A 20296-nucleotide genomic window follows, 5' to 3' on the forward strand; every position below is an offset into this window, starting at 1 on the left:
ACGCCCTATTTTTTGCCCTTGGCCGATACGGTTCAATGCCCAAGCGGGCATATATTTCCAAGCGGTTGTGAGTCACTGCACAGAAGACGGAAATACTGTGCATCGCGACAGTTTCTACCGCCTTGCCCTCGCTTGACAATGCTCAAAGAGCGCTCGGAGAATGGCGGCGTTGTACACCGAACCCCGCCTGAATAGTGGCATTTGGCCGCTTTTCGTCATGAGCACGGGCCGCCAGAGCTGTTTTGCGGCGAGCGCTCATTCGACCCCTGGGCCTGACATGGAGAGCACCTGACGTGGTGGATGTGTCGCACTTGCTCAACCCGGTATCCGAGGAGACCCCACATGGGGACGACCTCGAATACGACGCCGATTTTCTCGAGCTCGAGCGCCTCGCCCAGGGCCAGCCGGAGCGCCAGATGGGCCAGTCGGTCATCGCCGCCGAACCGCCGGACTGGCGTCAGGTGCGCGAGCGTGCCGGCGAGCTGTTTTCCCGCAGCAAGGATCTGCGCCTGGCCAGCCTCTACCTGCAGAGCGCCATCGCCCTCGACGGCCTGAACGGCCTGGCCCAGGGCCTGACCCTGGTACGCGAGCTGCTGACCCAGTACTGGGAGGGCGTCTACCCGCAGCTCGACGCCGACGATGACAACGACCCGACCATCCGCATCAACGCGCTCAATGCCCTGAGTGCCGAGCCGGTGATCGTGCTGCTGCGCGAGGCGAGCATCACCCGTTCCCGCGCCTTTGGCGCGGTGAGCATCCGCGCAGCGCTGAATGCCGCGGATCTGCAGCGCTTCTCCAGCGAAACCCTGTCGCCCGAGCAACTGCGCGGCGCCTTTCTGGATGCCGACGCCGAGCTGCTCGACAGCACCCGCGTCGCACTCGACGAAGCTGCCGCGGCGCTGGCCGATATCGAAGGGCTGCTCAGCGAGCGGGTCGGCTCGGCGCAAAGCGCCAACCTGGAATCCCTCAAGCAGGTGCTGCGCCACGCCCGGCAGATCTTCAATGACCAGGCGCCCGCGGCCAGCGACGATGCCCAGTACACGGACGAGATGCCCACGTACCCCGACGCAAACGATAGTGATGCCAGCCTCCAGCAGGCGGTCCGCCAGGCACCCGCCGCACCGGGTCGCATCGCCAGTCGCGACGATGTGCTGCGCACTCTCGATCGCCTGCTGGAATATTACGCCCAGCACGAACCTTCCAGCCCGGTCCCGGTCTTACTGACGCGCGCGCAGAAGCTGGTCACCGCGGATTTCGCGGAAATCGTGCGCAACCTGATTCCCGACGGTATGTCGCAGTTCGAAAACCTGCGTGGCCCCGAATACGACTAACAGGCCGTTGAAAAACGTAGGCGAGGCAGCCGACGCTAGGCGAAAACAGCCGAAAAAGCGGAGTGTACGAGTTGTACATGAGCATTTTGAGGCTGTTTTCAACGACGCGGCGGCAACCTAGGTAGTTTTTCAACAGCCTGATAACGTGCGGCGGATCTTCAGGGAAGCCCCACGCACACAGCTACCGGCCATTGGCCGCAGAAGCCAGTGCCCATGCACAGGAGGAGCAACATGAGCAACACCACCAGCAGCCAGAAATTCATCGCGCGCAACCGCGCCCCACGGGTGCAGATCGAGTACGACGTAGAGCTGTACGGCGCCGAGAAAAAGGTGCAGTTGCCTTTCGTCATGGGCGTGATGGCCGATCTCGCCGGCAAGCCCGCCGAGCCCCAGGCCGCCGTCGCCGACCGCAAGTTCCTGGAAATCGACGCCGACAACTTCGACTCGCGCCTCAAGGCCATGAAGCCGCGTGCGGCGTTCCACGTGCCCAACGCGCTGACCGGTGAAGGCAACCTGAGCCTGGACATCACCTTCGAGAGCATGGACGACTTCAGTCCGGCGGCCATCGCCCGCAAGGTCGATTCGCTCAACCAGCTGCTCGAAGCCCGCACCCAGCTCGCCAACCTGCTGACCTACATGGACGGCAAGACCGGCGCCGAGGAACTGATCATCAAGGCGATCAAGGATCCGGCCCTGTTGCAGGCCCTGGCCAGCGCGCCCAAGCCCCAAGACAACGAGCCACAAGCCTAAGAGGACGCCCCGATGAGCCAACAGACCCAGGCGTCCGAACAGTCGCTCGCCACCTCCGAACAGACCAGCGAATTCGCTTCGCTGCTGCTGCAGGAATTCAAACCCAAGACCGAGCGTGCCCGTGAAGCGGTGGAAACCGCCGTGCGCACCCTGGCCGAACATGCCCTGAGCAAGACCGACCTGATCTCCGACGACGCCATCAAGTCGGTCGAATCGATCATCGCCGCGATCGACGCCAAGCTGACCGCTCAGGTCAACCTGATCATGCACCACCCGGACTTCCAGCAACTGGAAAGCGCCTGGCGGGGCCTGCATTACCTGGTCAACAACACCGAGACCGACGAGCAGCTGAAGATTCGCGTGCTCAACATCTCCAAGCCCGAGCTGCACAAGACCCTGAAGAAATTCAAGGGTACTGCCTGGGACCAGAGCCCGATCTTCAAGAAGCTCTACGAAGAAGAATACGGCCAGTTCGGTGGCGAGCCCTACGGCTGCCTGGTGGGTGACTACTACTTCGACCAGTCGCCACCCGACGTCGAACTGCTCGGCGAGATCGCCAAGATCTCGGCAGCCATGCACTCGCCGTTCATTTCCGCGGCCTCGCCGACGGTCATGGGCATGGGTTCCTGGCAGGAGCTGTCCAACCCGCGCGACCTGACCAAGATCTTCACCACGCCCGAGTACGCCGGCTGGCGCTCGCTGCGTGACTCCGAAGACTCGCGCTACATCGGCCTGACCATGCCGCGCTTCCTGGCGCGTCAGCCGTATGGCGCGAAGACCGATCCGGTCGAAGAGTTCGCCTTCGAGGAAGAAACCGACGGCGCCGACAGCAGCAAGTACACCTGGGCCAACTCGGCGTACGCCATGGCGGTCAACATCAACCGTTCGTTCAAACTGTACGGCTGGTGCTCGCGCATCCGTGGCGTGGAGTCGGGCGGTGAAGTGCCGAACCTGCCGGCGCACACCTTCCCCACCGACGACGGTGGCGTGGACATGAAGTGCCCGACCGAGATCGCCATCTCCGACCGCCGCGAAGCGGAACTGGCGAAGAACGGTTTCATGCCGCTGCTGCACAAGAAGAACACCGACCTGGCCGCCTTCATCGGCGCCCAGTCGCTGCACAAGCCGGCCGAGTACGACGACCCGGACGCTACCGCCAACGCCAACCTGGCTGCGCGCCTGCCGTACCTGTTCGCCACCTGCCGCTTCGCCCATTACCTGAAGTGCATCGTGCGCGACAAGATCGGCTCGTTCAAAGAGCGCGACGAGATGCAGCGCTGGTTGCAGGACTGGATCCTCAACTACGTCGACGGTGACCCGGCGCACTCCACCGAAACCACCAAGGCCCAGCACCCGCTGGCCGAGGCGGAAGTGGTGGTCGAGGAAATCGAGGGCAACCCCGGTTACTACAGCTCCAAGTTCTATCTGCGCCCGCACTACCAGCTCGAAGGGCTGACCGTGTCGCTGCGCCTGGTATCCAAACTGCCTTCGGCCAAGGGGGCCTGAGGCTCGTCACTGTGGCGCCCGCACCGGCGGGCGTAGCTGAAACAGAGTGGCAAAAGCCACGAAAGGAGGAATGATGGCTGTTGATATGTTCATCAAGATTGGCGACGTCAAGGGCGAGTCCAAGGACAAGACCCACGGCGACGAAATCGACGTTCTGGCCTGGAGCTGGGGCATGAGCCAATCCGGCTCGATGCACGTTGGCGGTGGCGGCGGTGCCGGCAAGGTCAACATTCAGGATCTGTCGCTGACCAAGTACGTCGATAAATCCAGCCCCAACCTGATGATGGCCTGCTCCAGCGGCAAGCATTATCCGGAAGCCAAGCTGACCATCCGCAAAGCCGGTGGCGACTCTCAGGTCGAGTACCTGATCATCACCCTCAAGGAAGTGCTGGTGTCCTCCATCAGCACCGGCGGTAGCGGTGGCGAAGATCGCCTGACCGAAAACGTCACCCTGAACTTCGCTCAGGTGCTGGTCGACTATCAGCCGCAGAAAGCTGATGGTGCCAAAGACGGTGGCCCGGTCAAATACGGCTGGAACATCCGCCAGAACGTCAAGGTGTAACACCCGCTCGATGTTTGGGCATACAGCGATGCCCGGCACTGCGCCGGGCATCGCTGGTTCTGATCAGAACGAATTTTTCGCTGGCGCGCCGCCCACTGCCAACGCAGCTGCGACGCGCCGAAGGATCACCGCATGACAGCGGTGACCGCGCCAGTACAGGGACCGACGATGACTGCCGAACAATACCTGCGAAACGCACAGCTCGACGACGCGCTGAAGGCGCTGCAGGACCAGGTTCGGGCGCAGCCCGCCAAGGCCGAACTGCGGGTATTCCTATTCCAGTTGCTGGCCGTGATGGGCCAGTGGAGCCGTGCGCAGAACCAGCTCAAGGTCGCCGGCGAGCTGGATGCCGCCTGCCTGCCCATGGTGCAGACCTACAGCACCGCACTGAACTGCGAAGCGCTGCGCGAGCAGGTGTTCGCCGGCAAGACCACGCCCGTGGTGCTTGGCCAACCCGCTGAATGGGTGGCCCCGCTGATCCTCGCCCTGGAGCAGGACGCCCAGGGCAACAGCGCCGCCGCCCAGAGCCTGCGCGACCAGGCCTTCGAAGCCGCCGCTGCGGTACCGGGCAAACTCGACGAGACCCCCTTCGCCTGGCTGGCCGATGCCGACCCGCGCCTGGGCCCGGTGCTCGAGCTGATCGTCAATGGCCGTTACGTCTGGCTGCCGATGGAAAACATCGCCAGCCTGAGCCTGGAAGCACCCAGCGACCTGCGTGATCTGGTGTGGCTACCGGCTCAGCTGACCCTGACCAATGGCGGCAGCACCGTGGCGTTGATCCCCAGCCGCTATGCCGGCAGTCATGCCAGCAGCGACGGCGCGCTGCGCCTGGCACGCAAAACCGAATGGCAGGACAACGGCCTGCCGCTCGGCCAGCGCCTGCTGGCCTTCGATGGTGGCGAACAGGCGCTGTTCGATGTTCGTTCACTGAGCTTCGCGCACGGGAATGACGCGGCATGGCCGACCTGAAACGTCAGGAACGCCTGCAGCCCGCCCTGCTCGACCGTCTGCTCGACGACGACCCGAGCAACCCGGCGGAAAGTGTCGACAAGCGTGTGTTGACCCTCAACCAGCTGCGCGCCTCGGTGCTGCGCGACCTGGCCTGGCTGTTCAACACCATCGCGCCCCTGACCAGCGACGACGAAGCCCTGACCCGGGCCGGCAGTTCGGTGGTCAATTTTGGCCTGCCACCATTGGCCGGGCACAGCGCGTCGAGCATCGACATTCCAGCGGTCGAGCGCCTGCTGACCAAGGCCATCGCCGACTTCGAGCCGCGCATCGTGCGCTCGTCGCTGCGCGTGCGTGCGCGCCAGGAAGCCGAGGAAATGAGCCACAACTCGCTGAGCTTCGAGATCGAGGGCGACCTCTGGGCCCACCCGATGCCGCTGCGCCTGCTGCTTACCACCGAGCTGGACCTGGAAACCGGGCACGTTCAGGTATTGCCCGCCGACGCCTCAAGGAAACGCCGATGAACCCGCGCCTGCTCGGCTATTACAACCAGGAGCTGCAACACATCCGCGAAAGCGCGGAGGAGTTCGCCGGCGAATTCCCGAAGATCGCCAGCCGCCTGAGCCTGTCCGGCGTCGAATGCGCCGACCCCTACGTGGAGCGCCTGCTCGAAGGCTTCGCCTACCTGACCGCGCGGGTGCAACTCAAGCTCGACGCCGAATACCCGACCTTCACCCACAACCTGCTGGAGATCGCCTACCCGCACTACCTGGCGCCGACCCCGTCGATGACCGTGGTACAGCTGTGTGCCGATCCCAACGAAGGTTCATTGAGCAGCGGCTTCACCCTCGAGCGCGGCGCCTCGCTGCGCGGCGCCCTGGGCAGCGAAGCGCAGACTGCCTGTGAATACCGCACCTGCCAACCGGTCACCCTGTGGCCGCTGGAGGTCGCCCAGGCCAGTTATTTCGGCAACCCGAGCACCCAGCTCGGTCGCCTGGCCGCCAGCGAGCCGCATGCCAAGGCCGCCGTGCGGCTGCGCCTGCGTACCGGTGCTGGGCTGCCGTTCAACGCGCTGGATCTGGATACCCTGACCTTCTTCCTGCACGGTGCCGACGAGCAGCCGTTCCGCCTCTACGAGCAACTGATGGGCAACGTCTGCGCGCTGTTCGTGCGCGCCGCGGACGGCTCCTGGGTCGAGCGTCTGCCGCCGGACAGCCTGCGCCCGCGTGGCTTCGACGATCAGGACGCGGCGCTGCCGGTGGTGCCTCGCGCCTTCCAGGGCTATCGGCTGCTGCAGGAATACTTCGCCCTGCCCAACCGCTTCCTGTTCGTCGAGCTGACCGGGCTCAAACGCGCCGTGCAACGCAACAGCAGCCAGGAACTGGAGATCGTGGTGCTGTTCAACCGCCTCGACAACAGCCTGGAAAACAGCATAGGTGCCGAGCAGTTCCGGCTGTTCTGCACCCCGGCGATCAACCTGTTCGCCCGCCGCGCCGACCGTATTCACCTGAGCGACCGGGTGCACGAGCACCAGATCATCGCCGACCGCACCCGCCCGCAGGATTTCGAGATCCACTCGATCAGCGAAGTCAGTGGCCATGGCAGCGGCCCCGAGCAGCCCTTCCAGCCGTTCTACGCGGTGCGCGATCCGTCGCGCTACGGCCGTGAACAGGCCTGGTACAGCCTGCGCCGCGAACCCCGGGTGCTGTCCAGCAAGCAGCGCCGCAACGGCCCACGCTCCACCTACATTGGCAGCGAGACCTTCATCTCGCTGGTCGACGCCAACCAGGCCCCGTACCGCCACGACCTGCGCCAGCTGGGCATCGGCGCGCTGTGCACCAACCGCGATCTGCCGCTGTCGATGCCGATCGGTGGCACGCGCAGCGATTTCACCCTGGAAGACAGCGCCCCGGTGGTCGCCGTGCGCTGCCTGGCCGGCCCCAGCCGCCCGCGCGCCAGCCGCGCCCATGACGCCAGCGCCTGGCGCCTGATCAGCCAGTTGTCGCTCAACTACCTGTCGCTCAGCGAACAGGGCCAGGGCGCCGCCGCCCTGCGTGAACTGCTGCGCCTGTACGGCGATGTCGGCGACAACGCCCTGCAGCTGCAGATCGACGGCCTGCGCAAGGTCAGCGCCCAGCCGTGCACGCGGCGCCTGCCGATGCCGGGGCCGATCGTCTTCGGGCGTGGCCTGGAGATCGGCCTGGAGTTCGACGAGAACGCCTTTCGCGGTACCGGCGTGTTCCTGCTCGGTTCGGTGCTGGAGCGCTTCCTGACCCGTTACGTATCGATCAACAGCTTCACCGAGACGGTGCTGCGCACCACCGAGCGCGGCGAAGTAATGCGTTGGAGGGCCAAGCCCGGATGTCGACCGACGCTGTGAACACCCTGGCGGCGATGGCCGAGGCGCCCTGGAACTACGATTTCTTCCAGGCCATGCGGCGCATCGAGTGCGAATACCCGGAACGCCCGCGCCTGGGCCATTCCGTACGCCTGGTCGACGACCCACTGCGCCTCGGCCAGAAGCCGGACTGCGGCTTCGCCCCGTCGACCCTGGCCAGCGTCATCCACGACAGCACCGGCACGCCACGCATCGAGCAGTTCTTCTTCGGCCTTACCGGCCCCAACGGGCCATTGCCGATTCACCTGACCGAGCATGCCCGCGAGCGCCAGCGCCACCACGGCGACGCCACCTTCAAGCGCTTTCTCGACGTATTCAATCATCGCCTGCTGACCCTGTTCTACCGCGCCTGGGCCGAGGCACGACCGACGGTGGCCCAGGATCGCGCCGCTGATGATTACTGGTCGCCACGCCTCGCTGCGCTGTCCGGCCGCGGCATGCACAGTCTGCTCGGTCAGGGCCCGATTCCTGATGCGGCGCGCTATTACTTCACCGGTCATCTGGCCGCCCAGACCCGCTACCCCGACGGCCTGCAGGCCATCCTCGCCGAGTACTTCGGCGTGCCGGTAGCGCTCGAGGAATACGTCGGCCAGTGGCTGCCATTGCCGGAATACAGCCGCCTGGGGGCCAGCACCTGCACCCTCGGCATGGACCTGTGCCTGGGCACCCACGTGTGGGACCGGCAACACAAATTTCGCCTGCGTATCGGCCCCTTGAGCCTGACGCAGTACCGGCGTTTTCTGCCCGATCAGCCGCTGCTCGCCGAGCTGGCGGCCTGGGTGGCCGAATACGTCGGCATGGAACTGGACTGGGACACCAACCTGGTGCTCAAACAGGAGGAGGTGCCGCCCGCAGCACTGGATGGCGGCTGCCGACTCGGCTTCGATACCTGGCTTGGAAAACCGAGCGAGGATGCAAAGGATCTGCTGCTGGATCGACACCATGTCGTCACCCAGCCGCTCACTACCCCGAATTAGAGGACAGGAAAATGGGTGAAATCAGTCGCGCCGCGTTGTTCGGCAAGCTCAACAGCGTCGCCTACAAGGCCATCGAAGCCGCCACCGTGTTCTGCAAGCTGCGTGGCAACCCGTACGTCGAGCTGAGCCACTGGCTGCACCAGATCCTGCAGTTGCAGGACTCCGACCTGCACCAGATCATCCGCCAGTTCAGCATCGAGCCGGCGCGCCTGGCCAAGGACATCACCGAAGCCCTGGATCGCCTGCCGCGCGGCTCCACCTCGATCACCGACCTGTCCTCCCATGTCGAGGAAGCGGTCGAGCGCGGCTGGGTGTACGGCAGCCTGATGTTCGGCGAAAGCCAGGTGCGCAGCGGCTACCTGATCGTCGGTATCCTCAAGACGCCGAGCCTGCGCAATGCGCTGCTGGCGATTTCCCGGGAGTTCGACAAGCTCAAGGTGGAGACCCTTACCGAGCGCTTCGACGAGATCGTCGGCGCCTCGCCGGAGAACGCCCTGAGCGCCACCGATGGTTTCCAGGCTGGTGCAGCCCCGGGCGAAGCCAGCGGCGCCATCGCACCCAGTGCCATGGGCAAGCAGGAAGCGCTCAAGCGCTTCACCGTCGACCTCACCGAGCAGGCCCGCAGTGGCAAGCTCGACCCCATCGTCGGCCGTGATGACGAGATCCGCCAACTGGTCGACATCCTCATGCGTCGCCGGCAGAACAACCCGATCCTGACTGGCGAGGCCGGGGTGGGCAAGACCGCCGTGGTCGAAGGTTTCGCCCTGCGCATCGTCGCCGGCGACGTGCCGCCGAGCCTCAAGGACGTCGAGCTGCGCAGCCTGGACGTCGGCCTGCTGCAGGCCGGTGCGAGCATGAAGGGTGAATTCGAGCAGCGCCTGCGCCAGGTCATCGAGGACGTGCAGAGCTCGCCCAAGCCGATCATCCTGTTCATCGACGAAGCCCACACCCTGGTCGGTGCCGGTGGCGCGGCCGGTACCGGCGATGCCGCCAACCTGCTCAAGCCGGCGCTGGCCCGCGGCACCCTGCGCACCGTGGCCGCCACCACCTGGGCCGAGTACAAGAAACATATCGAGAAGGATCCGGCCCTGACCCGTCGCTTCCAGGTGGTGCAGGTCGACGAGCCGTCCGAGCACCGCGCCATCCTGATGATGCGCGGCGTCGCCGCGACCATGGAAAAGCACCACCAGGTGCAGATTCTCGACGAGGCGCTGGAAGCCTCGGTCAAGCTGTCGCACCGCTACATCCCGGCGCGCCAGCTGCCGGACAAGTCGGTGAGCCTGCTCGACACCGCCTGCGCCCGCGTGGCCATCAGCCTGCACGCGGTACCGGCCGAGGTGGATGACAGCCGTCGGCGCATCGAGGCCCTGGAAACCGAGCTGGCCATCATCGGCCGCGAACAAGCCATCGGCGTGAACATCGGCAGCCGCCTGCTCGACGTCGACGCGGCCCTGGCCGAAGAGCGCCTGCGTCTGGTTACCCTGGAAACCCGCTGGGCCGACGAGAAGGCACTGGTCGACGAACTGCTGGCCACCCGCGCCAGCCTGCGCGCTGCCGCCGAGCCGGTGGACGATACCAGCCGCGAGGCCGGCGAGGCGCGCCTGAGCGACGAGGAACACGCTGCCCTGCGCAGCAAGCTCGCCGACCTGCAGAGCCGCCTGAGCGCCTTGCAGGGCGAAGACCCGCTGATCCTGCCGACCGTCGATTATCAGGCGGTGGCCTCGGTGGTCGCCGACTGGACCGGCATTCCGGTCGGGCGCATGGCGCGCAACGAGCTGGAAACCGTCCTCAAGCTCGACCAGCACCTGAAAAAACGCATCATCGGTCAGGATCACGCTCTGGAAATGATCGCCAAACGTATCCAGACCTCCCGCGCCGGGCTCGACAACCCCAACAAGCCGATCGGCGTGTTCATGCTCGCCGGCACCTCCGGCGTGGGCAAGACCGAAACCGCCCTGGCCCTGGCCGAAGCCCTGTACGGCGGCGAGCAGAACGTCATCACCATCAACATGAGCGAGTTCCAGGAAGCCCACACGGTGTCCACCCTCAAGGGCGCGCCACCGGGCTACATCGGCTACGGCGAGGGCGGCGTGCTGACCGAAGCGGTGCGCCGCCGCCCTTATAGCGTGGTGCTGCTCGACGAGGTCGAGAAGGCCCACCCGGACGTCCACGAGATCTTCTTCCAGGTGTTCGACAAGGGCGTGATGGAAGATGGCGAAGGCCGCCAGATCGACTTCAAGAACACCCTGATCCTGCTCACCACCAACGCCGGCACCGAGATGATCGCCGGGCTGTGCAGCGACCCCGAGCTGATGCCCGAACCCGAAGGCATCGCCAAGGCGCTGCGCGAGCCGCTGCTGAAGATCTTCCCGCCGGCCCTGCTCGGCCGCCTGGTGACCATCCCCTACTACCCGCTGTCGGACGACATGCTCAAGGCCATCACCCGCCTGCAGCTCGAGCGCATCAAGAAACGCATCGAAAGCACCCACAAGGTGCCGTTCAGCTACGACGACGCAGTGGTCGACCTGGTGGTTTCGCGCTGCACCGAGAACGAGAGCGGCGGCCGGCAGATCGACGCGATCCTCACCAACAGCATGCTGCCGGACATGAGCCGCGAGTTCCTCGGCCGCTTGCTCGAAGGCAAGCCGCTGGCTGGCGTGCAGGTCAGCGTGCAGGACCATGACCTGCATTACGCGTTTGCACAGGTGCAATAACAACCCGAACGCTCGCTGCGCTAGAGGACGCCAGATGGCAATTACCCAGGATGCACGCATGGCCATCGTCACCAGCCCGCTGGGTGGTGACGTGCTGGTGCTGCGCCGCATGGAAGGCCGCGACGAGCTCAGCCGGCCATTCGCCTATGAGTTGGCGCTGATTTCCGAGGATCACTCGCTGCCGCTCAATGCCTTGCTCGGCAAGCCCATGGGCCTGACACTGCAATTGGCCGATGGCAGCGACCGTTATTTTCACGGCATCGCTGCGCGCTGTAGCCAGGCTGCCGGTAGCGGGCAATTCGCCAGCTACCGGGTCACCCTCAAGCCCTGGTTGTGGCTGCTCTCCAGAACCTCCGACTGCCGGATCTTCCAGAACAAGACGGTGCCTGACATCGTCAAGCAGGTGTTTCGCGACCTGGGTTTCTCCGACTTCGAAGACGCGCTGACGCGCACCTATCGCGAGTGGGACTACTGCGTTCAGTACCGTGAAACCAGCCTGGACTTCGTCAGCCGGCTGCTCGAGCAGGAAGGCATCTACTACTACTTTCGCCACGAGCAGGCCCGCCATGTGCTGGTGCTGTGCGACGCCTACGGTGCGCATCGAGCTGCACCGGGCTACGCCAGCGTACCGTTCTTCCCGCTGGAAGATCAGATGCGTGAGCGCGACCATATCTACGACTGGCACCTGAATCACGAGGTGCAGCCAGGTTCGCTGGAGCTCAACGACTATGACTTCCAGCGCCCCAGCGCCCGCCTGGAAGTGCGCTCGATCGTCTCGCGGCCGCACAGTAACGCTGGCCACCCGTTGTTCGACTATCCCGGCGAGTACGTGCAGAGCAAGGATGGCGAGCAATACGCCCGCAACCGTATCGAGGCCATCCAGACGCAGTACGAGCGCATTCAGCTGCGTAGCAACGCCCGAGGCATCGGCTCCGGCCACCTGTTCAGCATGACCGGCTACCCGCGTGCCGATCAGAACCGCGAATACCTGGCGGTCAGTGCCGACTACCAGATCGTTCAGGAGGCCTTCGAGAACAATACCCACGAAGAACCTCTGCAATTCGACAGCCGCCTGGACTGCATCGACGCCAGCCAGGTGTTCCGACCGCTGCCGCTGACCGTGCAGCCGATCGTGCAGGGGCCGCAAACGGCGCTGGTGGTCGGCCCGCAGGGCGAGGAAATCTGGACCGACCAGTTCGGCCGTGTGAAGGTGCACTTCTACTGGGATCGTCACGACCAGTCCAACGAGAACAGCTCCTGCTGGATCCGCGTGTCGCAGAACTGGGCCGGCAAGAACTGGGGCTCGGTCCAGATCCCGCGTATTGGCCAGGAGGTGATCGTCAGCTTCCTGGAAGGCGACCCCGACCGACCGATCATCACCGGTCGCGTCTACAACGCCGAACAGACGGTGCCTTACGAGCTGCCCGCCAACGCCACGCAAAGCGGTATCAAGAGCCGCTCCAGCAAGGGCGGCACGCCGGCGCAGTTCAATGAAATCCGCATGGAGGACAAGAAGGGCGAAGAGCAGCTGTACATCCATGCCGAACGCAATCAGGACATCGTCGTCGAGCTGGACGAGACCCACGCCATCGGCCGCGACCGCAGCAAGTCGATTGGCCGCAACGAGACCGTCGATGTCGGCGCCAACCGCACCAAGAAGATCGCCCGTAACGAGCGCTACAGCATTGGCCACAACAAGACGGTCAACATCGGGCGCTTCAAGGTCGAGAGCATCGGCATGGCGAAGATGACCAACGTCGGCCTGGGCTACAACCGCAATGTCGGCATGGCCATGTTCTCGGCCGTGGGGATGAACCGCACCGACTTCGTTGGCAAGACCTGGGCGGTTTCGGCCGGCGACAAGATCGAATTCAAGGTCGGCAGCTCGCAATTGACCCTGACCCCGGATGCCATCTACCTCAGCGCCAAGGACATCCACTTCAAGGCGCAAGAGCACCTGCACGCCGACGCGCCCTCGGACATTCTGCTCAACTCGGGTACGGCTCAGCCGGCCCCCGAGCACAGCGGCAAGATGGAACCCGGTTCGCTGGTGGGCGCGCTGGCTGCGGTCGCGGGTGTAATGCGCGGCCAGGGCTCGACAGCGGCGCCCACCGCCCAGGGTAACGACAAGCGCCCCGGCGCCGACGCCCAGGGCAGCCTGGCGCTGAGGAGCAATGCGCCTGCGGCAGCCGCTACGCCCGCGGGCGTGACCACCGGCCTGGGCACGGCGGTCGACCGCATTGCCGCCCAGTCGCCCTCGCTGCAAGGCGGCCTGCGCCAGTTGCAGGAGGAAGGTTGGGACATCGAATACGGCCCTGCCGGCGAGGGCACCTACGCCATCCAGGAGGGCGACGTCAGCAGGATCGTCATCGATGGCGACATGCGCGACGCCCCCGAAACAGTGACGCAATTGCTGGCTCACGAGGTAGGGCATGCCAGCAACCCGTACGAGCAGGACCTGTCCTCCAAGGCGGCGTACGTCAACGGTGCGCTCAAGGACGAGGGGGCGGCCGTGCTGAACAATATCAAGGTGCAGCGCGAAATCATCGCCAACGGCGGCCCCGACATCGGCATCAACGGTTCGCCGGCCAACCATGCCGGCTACAACGCCGCCTATGATCAGTTGCTCAGCAACGGCAATAGCGAGGCTGCACGCTCGGCGGTCGGCCGCCTGTGGGGCAGCGAAACCTCATCGGTCAAGGTCGACGGCCAGTTCGTCACGTACAACGATTACTACGGCAGCTGGTATGACGACAACGTCGGCGAGTAAGCGGCTTTTTTTCAGGCTCTTTGCCTATTTGCTGGTGGCGAGCGCAACAGCCTGCTCCACAACGAACGAGAACCAACGGATGAACCAAGCCTCTTTCACGCTCTGGCAAACCATCGAGCAACTGGCGCAACAGGCGCCACTGACCAAGGCCAAGATCGAGCAGACGCTCGGCAGCCCGCTGCAGCTGGACAAGCAGGATGAGCATCGCACGCGCTGGGTGGGCGGCGAAGTGGCCCTGCTGGACAACGTACGCATTGCGCAGACCGGCTTCACCGTCCTCAACAAGGAGCATGCTGCGCGCCAGAGTACCGTCGGCCTGTTTCTGAGCGGTGCCTGCATCGGCCGCGATGATATCGAAGCTCGCTATGGTGAACTGCTTCTGGTCTCGGCCCCGCGTGGCCGCTCGCTAAACGAGACAAGCGTTTGGGAGAGCGTGCGCCCCTGGGGTCAACTGCGCTTTGCATTCAAGCAGAACAACCCCGAGTGCCTGCACAGCGTGTCGCTCATCACGGCCGCGCCATCGATGCCCGACCAATCCTGACCCTGGGCGAACGGACGCAACGTGCAGATCGATAACCGCAGCGGCTTTCCCCACGCCTGGTTCGAGAAGACCGGCCCTGGCGGTGTCGTCTACGACGTGCTGGTGCTGCGCGGCACCTTCGCGCTGAGCGGTAATTATCAACCGCTGCAACGGGCCGAGGTGCAGACACCCATCGTCTATGCAGACGAATACGACGGTCACCCCGAGGCCAACCCCCTGCAGAGCGTGCTGCGCCGCGAAGGCGATCTGCTGCTGTTCAAAGCGGCCAGCGATGTCTACGTGACCGGTAGCGCACGCAGCACGGGCGGCGCTGCCCTGACCGGCTGGCTGGCCGGCATTCGCGTCGGCACGCGGCGCAAGCTGCTGCAACTGCATGGCCCCCGGCGCTTCGTACGCCAGGGGCAGCAGTGGCACCTGAGCAGCGCCGAGCCCGTCAACCAGGTGCCCCTCGACTACCGCTATGCCTTCGGCGGCTGCTACAGCGTGATGGCCAGCCAGCAAAGCGAGGTGGAGCGGGTGTACAACCCCGAGAATCCTGCCGGGTGCGGCTGGCTGCCCGCTGAGGCCGACCTGCAAGCCGTGTCGCCCGAAGCGCAGGAGCAGATACGCCAATGGCTTGAGGGCGTAAGCGAGCTGCCGGCGCCACAGATCGAGGACGCCGAGGCGCCCATCACCAGCCCCCACGACGTTCTGCCGCCACAAGGCTTCGCCCCACTCGCCCGCTGGAGCCAGGCCCGCCTGCGCTACGCCGGCACCTACGACGAGCACTGGCAGCGTGAGCGCTATCCGCTGCTGCCCGATGATTTCGACGAACGCTTTTACCAGGCCGCACCGCCTGACCTGATTCAGCCCGGCTACCTGAGCGGCGACGAATTCATCTCCCTGCTCGGCATGCTGCCCGAGGGCCTGACCCACTTCCGCCTGCCGGGGGTGCTGGCGCTGGCCTCCCTGACCGGCACCAGTGGTCATTGCCGGCAAGGGCCACTGGTGCTCGATACCGTGGCCATCGACCTGGATGCCCGGCAGGTATCGCTGATCTGGCGCGGCACCTTCGAACGTGGCGAGCCCTGGCGAAGACTAGCAATCGGCACGCTGGACGTTCCCCTGGTGCAGGAGGACGTGCATGGCGCTTGATATCGACATCGTCGCGGGCCCGCACCACAACGCCAACCTGTTCCGTAAGAACTTCGGTATCGACAGCGCCGAACAGGCGGCTAACGCACTCAATAACCTGGACAGTCTGTATGCCCGTGGCGGCCACCCCTGGGAAGCCTTCACTGCCAGCAACGGCGAGTATTTTCCAGGCCAGCGGGAGAGCTTCGACAAGACTGCAAGACAGGTCAATGAACTGTACGAAAAAGGCGTTTTCAAGGACGGTGAGCTGGCCGAATCGAAGCCGACAAAAGACGGCAAGGATCTGCTCGGCAACGCCCGCCACGCCGCCAACGACAGCCATGAATGGAAAGCGGTCTGCTCGGTGCCCGACTTCTGCAAGGTCGGTAATGCCGTGGTGCCCTTCGACAGCTTCGCCACCATCGGCAATCAGACCCAGTCTTCGCCAGACGTCAAAGCTCAGGGCGTACCGGTGTACCGAGTCGGCGACCTGCACAAGGGCGTACAGGGGGATGCCGGCTCCCATGTGGTGGCCGGAACCTCGTTGGGCGGCGGCTACGTCAAGTTTCTCAGCGGCCAGAGCGACGTCAAGGTCAACAACATCCCCCTGGTACGCCAGGACAGCGCCTGCCTGGTCAACTGCAACGGTGCAGGTATCGGCGGCGCACTGGGCAAGGTCGTCACCACCCAGCGCAGCGCGGATACCCAAGCGGAAGCAGCCGACAAAGAGGCCAACCCGGAACTGCAGGCGCTGCTCGAAGCAGAAGCCGACGAGCGCTCGCTGTGGGAGAAGACCAAGGACTTCGGTTCCGGCGCCTGGAGCAGCACCAAACGCATAGCCGAGGCCAGCGTTGACGACCCGCTGGATACCGGCGTTGGTGTTCTCAAGGGCATCGGCAACCTGCCTACGGATCTCTGGAACCTCGGCGTGATGGCCAGCAAGTACAGCTCGGCGGCGGGCATCCCGCCCATCGCCCTGCGCGCACAAGCTATGGAAAAGGCCGCCCTTGCCGCCCACCAGGCCGGCGATCTGGCCAAGGCCAATGAGCTCGCCAGCCAGGCCAGCACGATGATGAGCGCAGGTACCGCAGGGGATCTCTTCGAACTGAACAGCGATGCGCAAAAGGGCGGCTCGTTCCTGTCGATGTTCATACCGGCTGGTGCCATCGCAAAAGGCGCCGGCACCCTGGGCAAAGCGGCGCGCGGAATCGAGGCGGTTGACGCCATAGCAGACACCGCACGAGGTGCTGAGGGTGCTGCGCAGGCAGGTAAAACTGCAGAAACCGCCAGTGAAAGCGCACGAGCAGCCGACGCCACATCGGATGCTGGCAAAGGATCAGACGGCGCCAGACAGGGTGTGCAGATCAAGAAACGAAGGCTCAAAGCAAACGACAGCTATGAGCTCAACGGCTACAAATACACCACGGACGCCGAAGGCCGTATCAGCTCCGTCGAAGGCAAGCTGTCACTCAGCAAGGCTGACCGTAATCCTTACGCTCAGCGCACCGTCGGCAAGAACGATGGGCGGCTCGCCGACGACCAAGGCGGTCATCTTATTGGCTCGCAGTTCGGCGGCCACGGCGGTAAAGGCAACCTGACTCCCATGCACAAGGACATCAATAATTACCACGCCGGTGAGTGGGGGCAGATGGAGAAGCGCTGGGCTAGCGAACTGGCAGCAGGCAAAGACGTGCATGTTAAAATTAGGCCCATATATACCGACGGTAGTTTGCGGGCCAGCGAGTTCAGAATTACCGAGACCATTGGCGGCAATACAGCCAAACACACCATCATAAACCCTACAGGTCCCTGAAATGACGCCCGAAATACAGCAGCTGCAGCAAGCCATAGCCCAAGGTGTGTATGAAGTGCTGCCCGATGAAGGCTGGATAGACGCTACCTACTCTTTCCTGGCCATCACGCGCTTCTTTTCGGAAAAAGGTCTGTATTGCCGAGATGATGGAAGTACCGTGTCGTTCGTTGCGGAAGATGAAGTGAGCGATGCATTTCGTGAGCTGCGTCCCAAGATGGCCGCTCTCCATGAAAATGGGCACGCGTGGTACACCGCAACATTCACACTCACGCCTGACGGCAACTTCAGATTCGATTTCATTTATGACGAACTACCGGCATTTGAAATCATTCCTTCTGCCGATAAATGGGCGGACGAGTTCCGCACCTACCCACGACCGGAATTGCAGGATCGTATTCCAGCGCAGCCGAAGCTCTAGGGTTGAAGCGACAACAAGCAGCCGCAAACCAGTACAGACTTCATGGCGTGAGTAGCGCCGTAGGCGCGCTGGTGCGGCGAGCTTCCGCTAAACCTCCTTATGGATGGCAACTGCTGACATGACTCGCTTCCAGCGTATCCAGGCCAGCGTTCCCGCAGGCGTCGAGCTTCCCGACGCGCTGCGCCGAATCTGCGACTATCTGGACCAAACCGATTACCCCATCAGCGGCTGCATGCGCCTCAGGCCCGACGACTATGGCGGCCTGCTCGCCTGGTTCGATGGCGACACGGCCATGGCTGCCCACTTCGCCTGCTTCGGCGCCGGCCCGGATGGTTCGCTGGTCGCCTTTTGGCTGCTCGACGGTACCGATGCCCGCCAGGTGCCAGTCGTCCATCTGGGTTCGGAAGGTTGCGACAATCGGGTGCTGGCGAAGAACTTCCAGGACTTCCTGCAGCTGTTCGGCGTCGGCTATGCCGAGTTGGGTTTCGACGACCTGAACCAGCCACCCGACGATCCAGGCTCGGCGCAAAATCTGCGCGCCTGGCTGCAGCGTGAATTCGCCCTGACCTGCCCGGCAACCGGCGCCAGCATCGTCGAAGAGGCCCGTCGGGCATGCCCCGACATTCAGCATGCCATCGATGAGTGGTTGACGAGCCGCTACGGCGAAAAGGCCTGAACGCCTGCCACTGGAGAGCCTTCCGGCTTGCACCCCATGACTTAGACGGGCGGGCGCTTGTCATCGCCGCGCAGACACCAGGCAGCGCTGTGGACATTACCGCCCAACTGGCAGCCGTGGTTCGGCAGTGCACCGAGGGTTTCAGTGCGCTGGATCGCCGCTCAGGCTTCATCGAGACCACCGAACGCGAAGCGATCTACCTGGCCCTGATGGGCATCATGGATGCCATGGACGAGCAACGCAGTCGGCTGTTCGAAGCCGATAGGCAACCCGTGGATCAGGCAGCAATCGACGCCGCCATGGACGAGGTGAGCGATTTCTGAGCTGCAACGCTGCGGCCGCATCACTGGAGTGAAGAACGCTGCCTGGCAGGCAGGTACAGTCAGCGGGTTGGCGATCACCCAGCGCACCGCGGACCGTGCGCTCGGCGTCGCGTCACCGCCGTGCAGTGAGGCTGCCAGCGCTTGGTCTTCCCGCTCGCCGGCAGAGGCACGCGCTGCGCAGATGACCGACCAGCGCAGGAGTCGGTACAGTGCTCGACTTGATGGCTTTTGCCGAGGCCTGTCACTACTCAAATGGCGAACCGACCGGAGCCTCAATGACACCAGATGCGCAACGCCACATTGCCGGTGCGATCATCCGGCACATCAGTCCCTTCGCCGAGCTGGACGTGCCCTGTCACCAGGCTCCACTGGAGATATCGCTACGTGAACGCTGGGTGGTGCCGCTGTACTTCGGGTTGCACAATGAGACAGCTCGCGAATACCTGGCGGCCAATCTGAGCGACGCTGACGGGCACCTGGCCAGCCACCTGCTGGCACATGTCGACTGGCGCTCGCGCACAGTAGGCGCCCATCTCGCGGCGCTGATTCCCTGCCCGCAACTGGAATCACAAATAGGCCGCCTGCTGCTACGCAGCGACCTGTGCTATGCCGGCTTCGCGTATTGCGTCGCGCTAGCCCGTTTCGCCAGCGATGAGGCGGTCGACTACCTGGAGCGCTACCTGCACTACTACCTGGGCCAACCACAGCTGTACTTCGATCAGCAGCACGCCATGGCCGCCCTTGCCTACCTCGACCGGCAACGGCAGGAGCAGCGCTTGACCAGCCACCTGCCGGCCTGGCATGCCTTCATAGCAGACAAGCAGAGCTGGCAACTGGACACCGCCTGTGAGCACTTCGATAACTACATGGCTCACCTCATCCGCTTGGAAAATCGCCAATGAAACAGGATCTACCAATCTTCCGTCTGCATCCCAATGCTTACCAGTTGGACCTGTTCGCACCCGAGGTCGGCACCTGCTCCTGTTGCGGACACCTACGCGATTGGAAGTACCGTGGTCCGTTCTACGCCATACACAAACCCGACTACCTGTGCCCCTGGTGCATCGCCGATGGCAGTGCAGCCCGGCGCTACGAGGGGCAATTCAACGACGAGCTCTCCATTGAAGGCTGGCAGCCGGATCCCTCGGTCTCGGCCAACGCCTTGAATGCAGAGCTGATCGCCGAGGTGTGTGACCGCACGCCGGGCTATCTGGCTTGGCAGCAAGCCCACTGGCTGGTGCATTGCGGGCAGCCGTGCCAGTTCATCGCTTATGTCGGATCTACCGAGGTAGAAGGGCTGCGACCGGAACTGGCGGCTGATCTGCAGCATCTGAACGACACCCATGTGCAGGCATTGAGCGCGGACGGCAACCCGACGGGTTATCTGTTTCGCTGCCTACAGTGCGGCACGCATCGCCTGCACACCGACGGCACCTGAACCATTGAGCCCTGCGCT

Annotated in this window: 17 protein-coding genes and 1 pseudogene; all 18 read left to right on the forward strand. The window is 64.2% G+C overall.

Going from position 1 to position 20296, the window contains the following annotated elements:
- Window positions 1-293: 293 nt before the first annotated feature.
- The 18 genes and pseudogenes from tssA (at window position 294) to QYS36_RS23720 (ending at window position 20278) form a co-directional block, all read left to right on the forward strand.
- Window positions 294-1331: a type VI secretion system protein TssA gene (gene tssA / locus QYS36_RS23635; protein WP_308841784.1), complete on the forward strand. Its 1038-nt coding sequence runs from the start codon at window positions 294-296 to the stop codon at window positions 1329-1331.
- 231 nt (window positions 1332-1562) lie between these two features.
- Complete coding sequence (tssB, locus tag QYS36_RS23640) at window positions 1563-2081, forward strand: type VI secretion system contractile sheath small subunit (protein WP_073263152.1); 519 nt, start codon at window positions 1563-1565, stop codon at window positions 2079-2081.
- Window positions 2082-2093: 12 nt separating this feature from the next.
- Entirely contained in the window at window positions 2094-3587 is a 1494-nt protein-coding gene (gene tssC / locus QYS36_RS23645) for a type VI secretion system contractile sheath large subunit (protein ID WP_027904019.1), read from the forward strand.
- A 73-nt stretch (window positions 3588-3660) separates the two neighbouring features.
- Complete coding sequence (locus QYS36_RS23650; RefSeq protein WP_074885894.1) at window positions 3661-4149, forward strand: type VI secretion system tube protein Hcp; 489 nt, start codon at window positions 3661-3663, stop codon at window positions 4147-4149.
- A gap of 168 nt (window positions 4150-4317) precedes the next feature.
- Window positions 4318-5118, forward strand: a complete 801-nt coding sequence (locus QYS36_RS23655) for a type VI secretion system accessory protein TagJ (RefSeq protein WP_308841785.1) — start codon at window positions 4318-4320, stop codon at window positions 5116-5118.
- Window positions 5106-5621 (forward strand): type VI secretion system baseplate subunit TssE, encoded by a 516-nt coding sequence (gene tssE / locus QYS36_RS23660; RefSeq protein WP_308841786.1) that lies wholly within the window; start codon window positions 5106-5108, stop codon window positions 5619-5621. The genes QYS36_RS23655 and tssE overlap by 13 nt, the downstream gene beginning before the upstream one ends.
- Window positions 5618-7477, forward strand: coding sequence for a type VI secretion system baseplate subunit TssF (gene tssF, locus QYS36_RS23665; RefSeq protein WP_308841787.1), 1860 nt, complete (start codon window positions 5618-5620; stop codon window positions 7475-7477). Before tssE ends, tssF begins: the two co-directional genes overlap by 4 nt.
- Complete coding sequence (gene tssG, locus QYS36_RS23670) at window positions 7459-8472, forward strand: type VI secretion system baseplate subunit TssG (protein WP_374990494.1); 1014 nt, start codon at window positions 7459-7461, stop codon at window positions 8470-8472. Before tssF ends, tssG begins: the two co-directional genes overlap by 19 nt.
- Window positions 8473-8483: 11 nt before the next feature.
- Window positions 8484-11186: a type VI secretion system ATPase TssH gene (gene tssH, locus QYS36_RS23675; protein WP_308841789.1), complete on the forward strand. Its 2703-nt coding sequence runs from the start codon at window positions 8484-8486 to the stop codon at window positions 11184-11186.
- Window positions 11187-11220: 34 nt separating this feature from the next.
- Window positions 11221-13003 (forward strand): annotated as a pseudogene (locus QYS36_RS23680) (type VI secretion system Vgr family protein); the annotation flags it as partial.
- Window positions 13004-13933: 930 nt separating this feature from the next.
- Window positions 13934-14497 carry a hypothetical protein gene (locus QYS36_RS23685; protein WP_308841790.1) on the forward strand — a complete coding sequence of 188 codons (564 nt, stop codon included), beginning with the start codon at window positions 13934-13936 and terminating at the stop codon, window positions 14495-14497.
- Window positions 14498-14518: 21 nt separating this feature from the next.
- A complete protein-coding gene (locus QYS36_RS23690; RefSeq protein WP_308841791.1) occupies window positions 14519-15631 on the forward strand; it encodes a DUF2169 domain-containing protein in 1113 nt (370 codons plus the stop codon).
- A complete protein-coding gene (locus tag QYS36_RS23695) occupies window positions 15621-17423 on the forward strand; it encodes a DNA/RNA non-specific endonuclease (RefSeq protein ID WP_308841792.1) in 1803 nt (600 codons plus the stop codon). Before QYS36_RS23690 ends, QYS36_RS23695 begins: the two co-directional genes overlap by 11 nt.
- A gap of 1 nt (window position 17424) precedes the next feature.
- On the forward strand, window positions 17425-17841 hold the full coding sequence (locus QYS36_RS23700) for a hypothetical protein (RefSeq protein ID WP_308841793.1): 417 nt from the start codon (window positions 17425-17427) through the stop codon (window positions 17839-17841).
- A 118-nt stretch (window positions 17842-17959) separates the two neighbouring features.
- Window positions 17960-18517: a hypothetical protein gene (locus tag QYS36_RS23705; RefSeq protein WP_308841794.1), complete on the forward strand. Its 558-nt coding sequence runs from the start codon at window positions 17960-17962 to the stop codon at window positions 18515-18517.
- An 89-nt stretch (window positions 18518-18606) separates the two neighbouring features.
- Window positions 18607-18840: a hypothetical protein gene (locus tag QYS36_RS23710; RefSeq protein WP_308841795.1), complete on the forward strand. Its 234-nt coding sequence runs from the start codon at window positions 18607-18609 to the stop codon at window positions 18838-18840.
- A 209-nt stretch (window positions 18841-19049) separates the two neighbouring features.
- On the forward strand, window positions 19050-19742 hold the full coding sequence (locus tag QYS36_RS23715; protein ID WP_308841796.1) for a DUF6000 family protein: 693 nt from the start codon (window positions 19050-19052) through the stop codon (window positions 19740-19742).
- Window positions 19739-20278, forward strand: coding sequence for a CbrC family protein (locus QYS36_RS23720; RefSeq protein WP_308841797.1), 540 nt, complete (start codon window positions 19739-19741; stop codon window positions 20276-20278). The genes QYS36_RS23715 and QYS36_RS23720 overlap by 4 nt, the downstream gene beginning before the upstream one ends.
- Window positions 20279-20296 lie beyond the last annotated feature (18 nt).

Source organism: Pseudomonas sp. G34, from assembly GCF_031119625.1.
Classification (GTDB): domain Bacteria; phylum Pseudomonadota; class Gammaproteobacteria; order Pseudomonadales; family Pseudomonadaceae; genus Aquipseudomonas.

Excerpts from the sequence above, each read along its gene's own strand:
- tssB (WP_073263152.1), top strand. The coding sequence starts at position 1,563 with ATGAGCAACACCACCAGCAGCCAGAAATTCATCGCGCGCAACCGCGCC.
- tssC (WP_027904019.1), top strand. The coding sequence starts at position 2,094 with ATGAGCCAACAGACCCAGGCGTCCGAACAGTCGCTCGCCACCTCCGAA.
- QYS36_RS23650 (WP_074885894.1), top strand. The coding sequence starts at position 3,661 with ATGGCTGTTGATATGTTCATCAAGATTGGCGACGTCAAGGGCGAGTCC.
- QYS36_RS23655 (WP_308841785.1), top strand. The coding sequence starts at position 4,318 with ATGACTGCCGAACAATACCTGCGAAACGCACAGCTCGACGACGCGCTG.
- tssE (WP_308841786.1), top strand. The coding sequence starts at position 5,106 with ATGGCCGACCTGAAACGTCAGGAACGCCTGCAGCCCGCCCTGCTCGAC.
- tssF (WP_308841787.1), top strand. The coding sequence starts at position 5,618 with ATGAACCCGCGCCTGCTCGGCTATTACAACCAGGAGCTGCAACACATC.
- tssG (WP_374990494.1), top strand. The coding sequence starts at position 7,459 with ATGTCGACCGACGCTGTGAACACCCTGGCGGCGATGGCCGAGGCGCCC.
- tssH (WP_308841789.1), top strand. The coding sequence starts at position 8,484 with ATGGGTGAAATCAGTCGCGCCGCGTTGTTCGGCAAGCTCAACAGCGTC.
- QYS36_RS23685 (WP_308841790.1), top strand. The coding sequence starts at position 13,934 with ATGACGACAACGTCGGCGAGTAAGCGGCTTTTTTTCAGGCTCTTTGCC.
- QYS36_RS23695 (WP_308841792.1), top strand. The coding sequence starts at position 15,621 with ATGGCGCTTGATATCGACATCGTCGCGGGCCCGCACCACAACGCCAAC.
- QYS36_RS23700 (WP_308841793.1), top strand. The coding sequence starts at position 17,425 with ATGACGCCCGAAATACAGCAGCTGCAGCAAGCCATAGCCCAAGGTGTG.
- QYS36_RS23705 (WP_308841794.1), top strand. The coding sequence starts at position 17,960 with ATGACTCGCTTCCAGCGTATCCAGGCCAGCGTTCCCGCAGGCGTCGAG.
- QYS36_RS23720 (WP_308841797.1), top strand. The coding sequence starts at position 19,739 with ATGAAACAGGATCTACCAATCTTCCGTCTGCATCCCAATGCTTACCAG.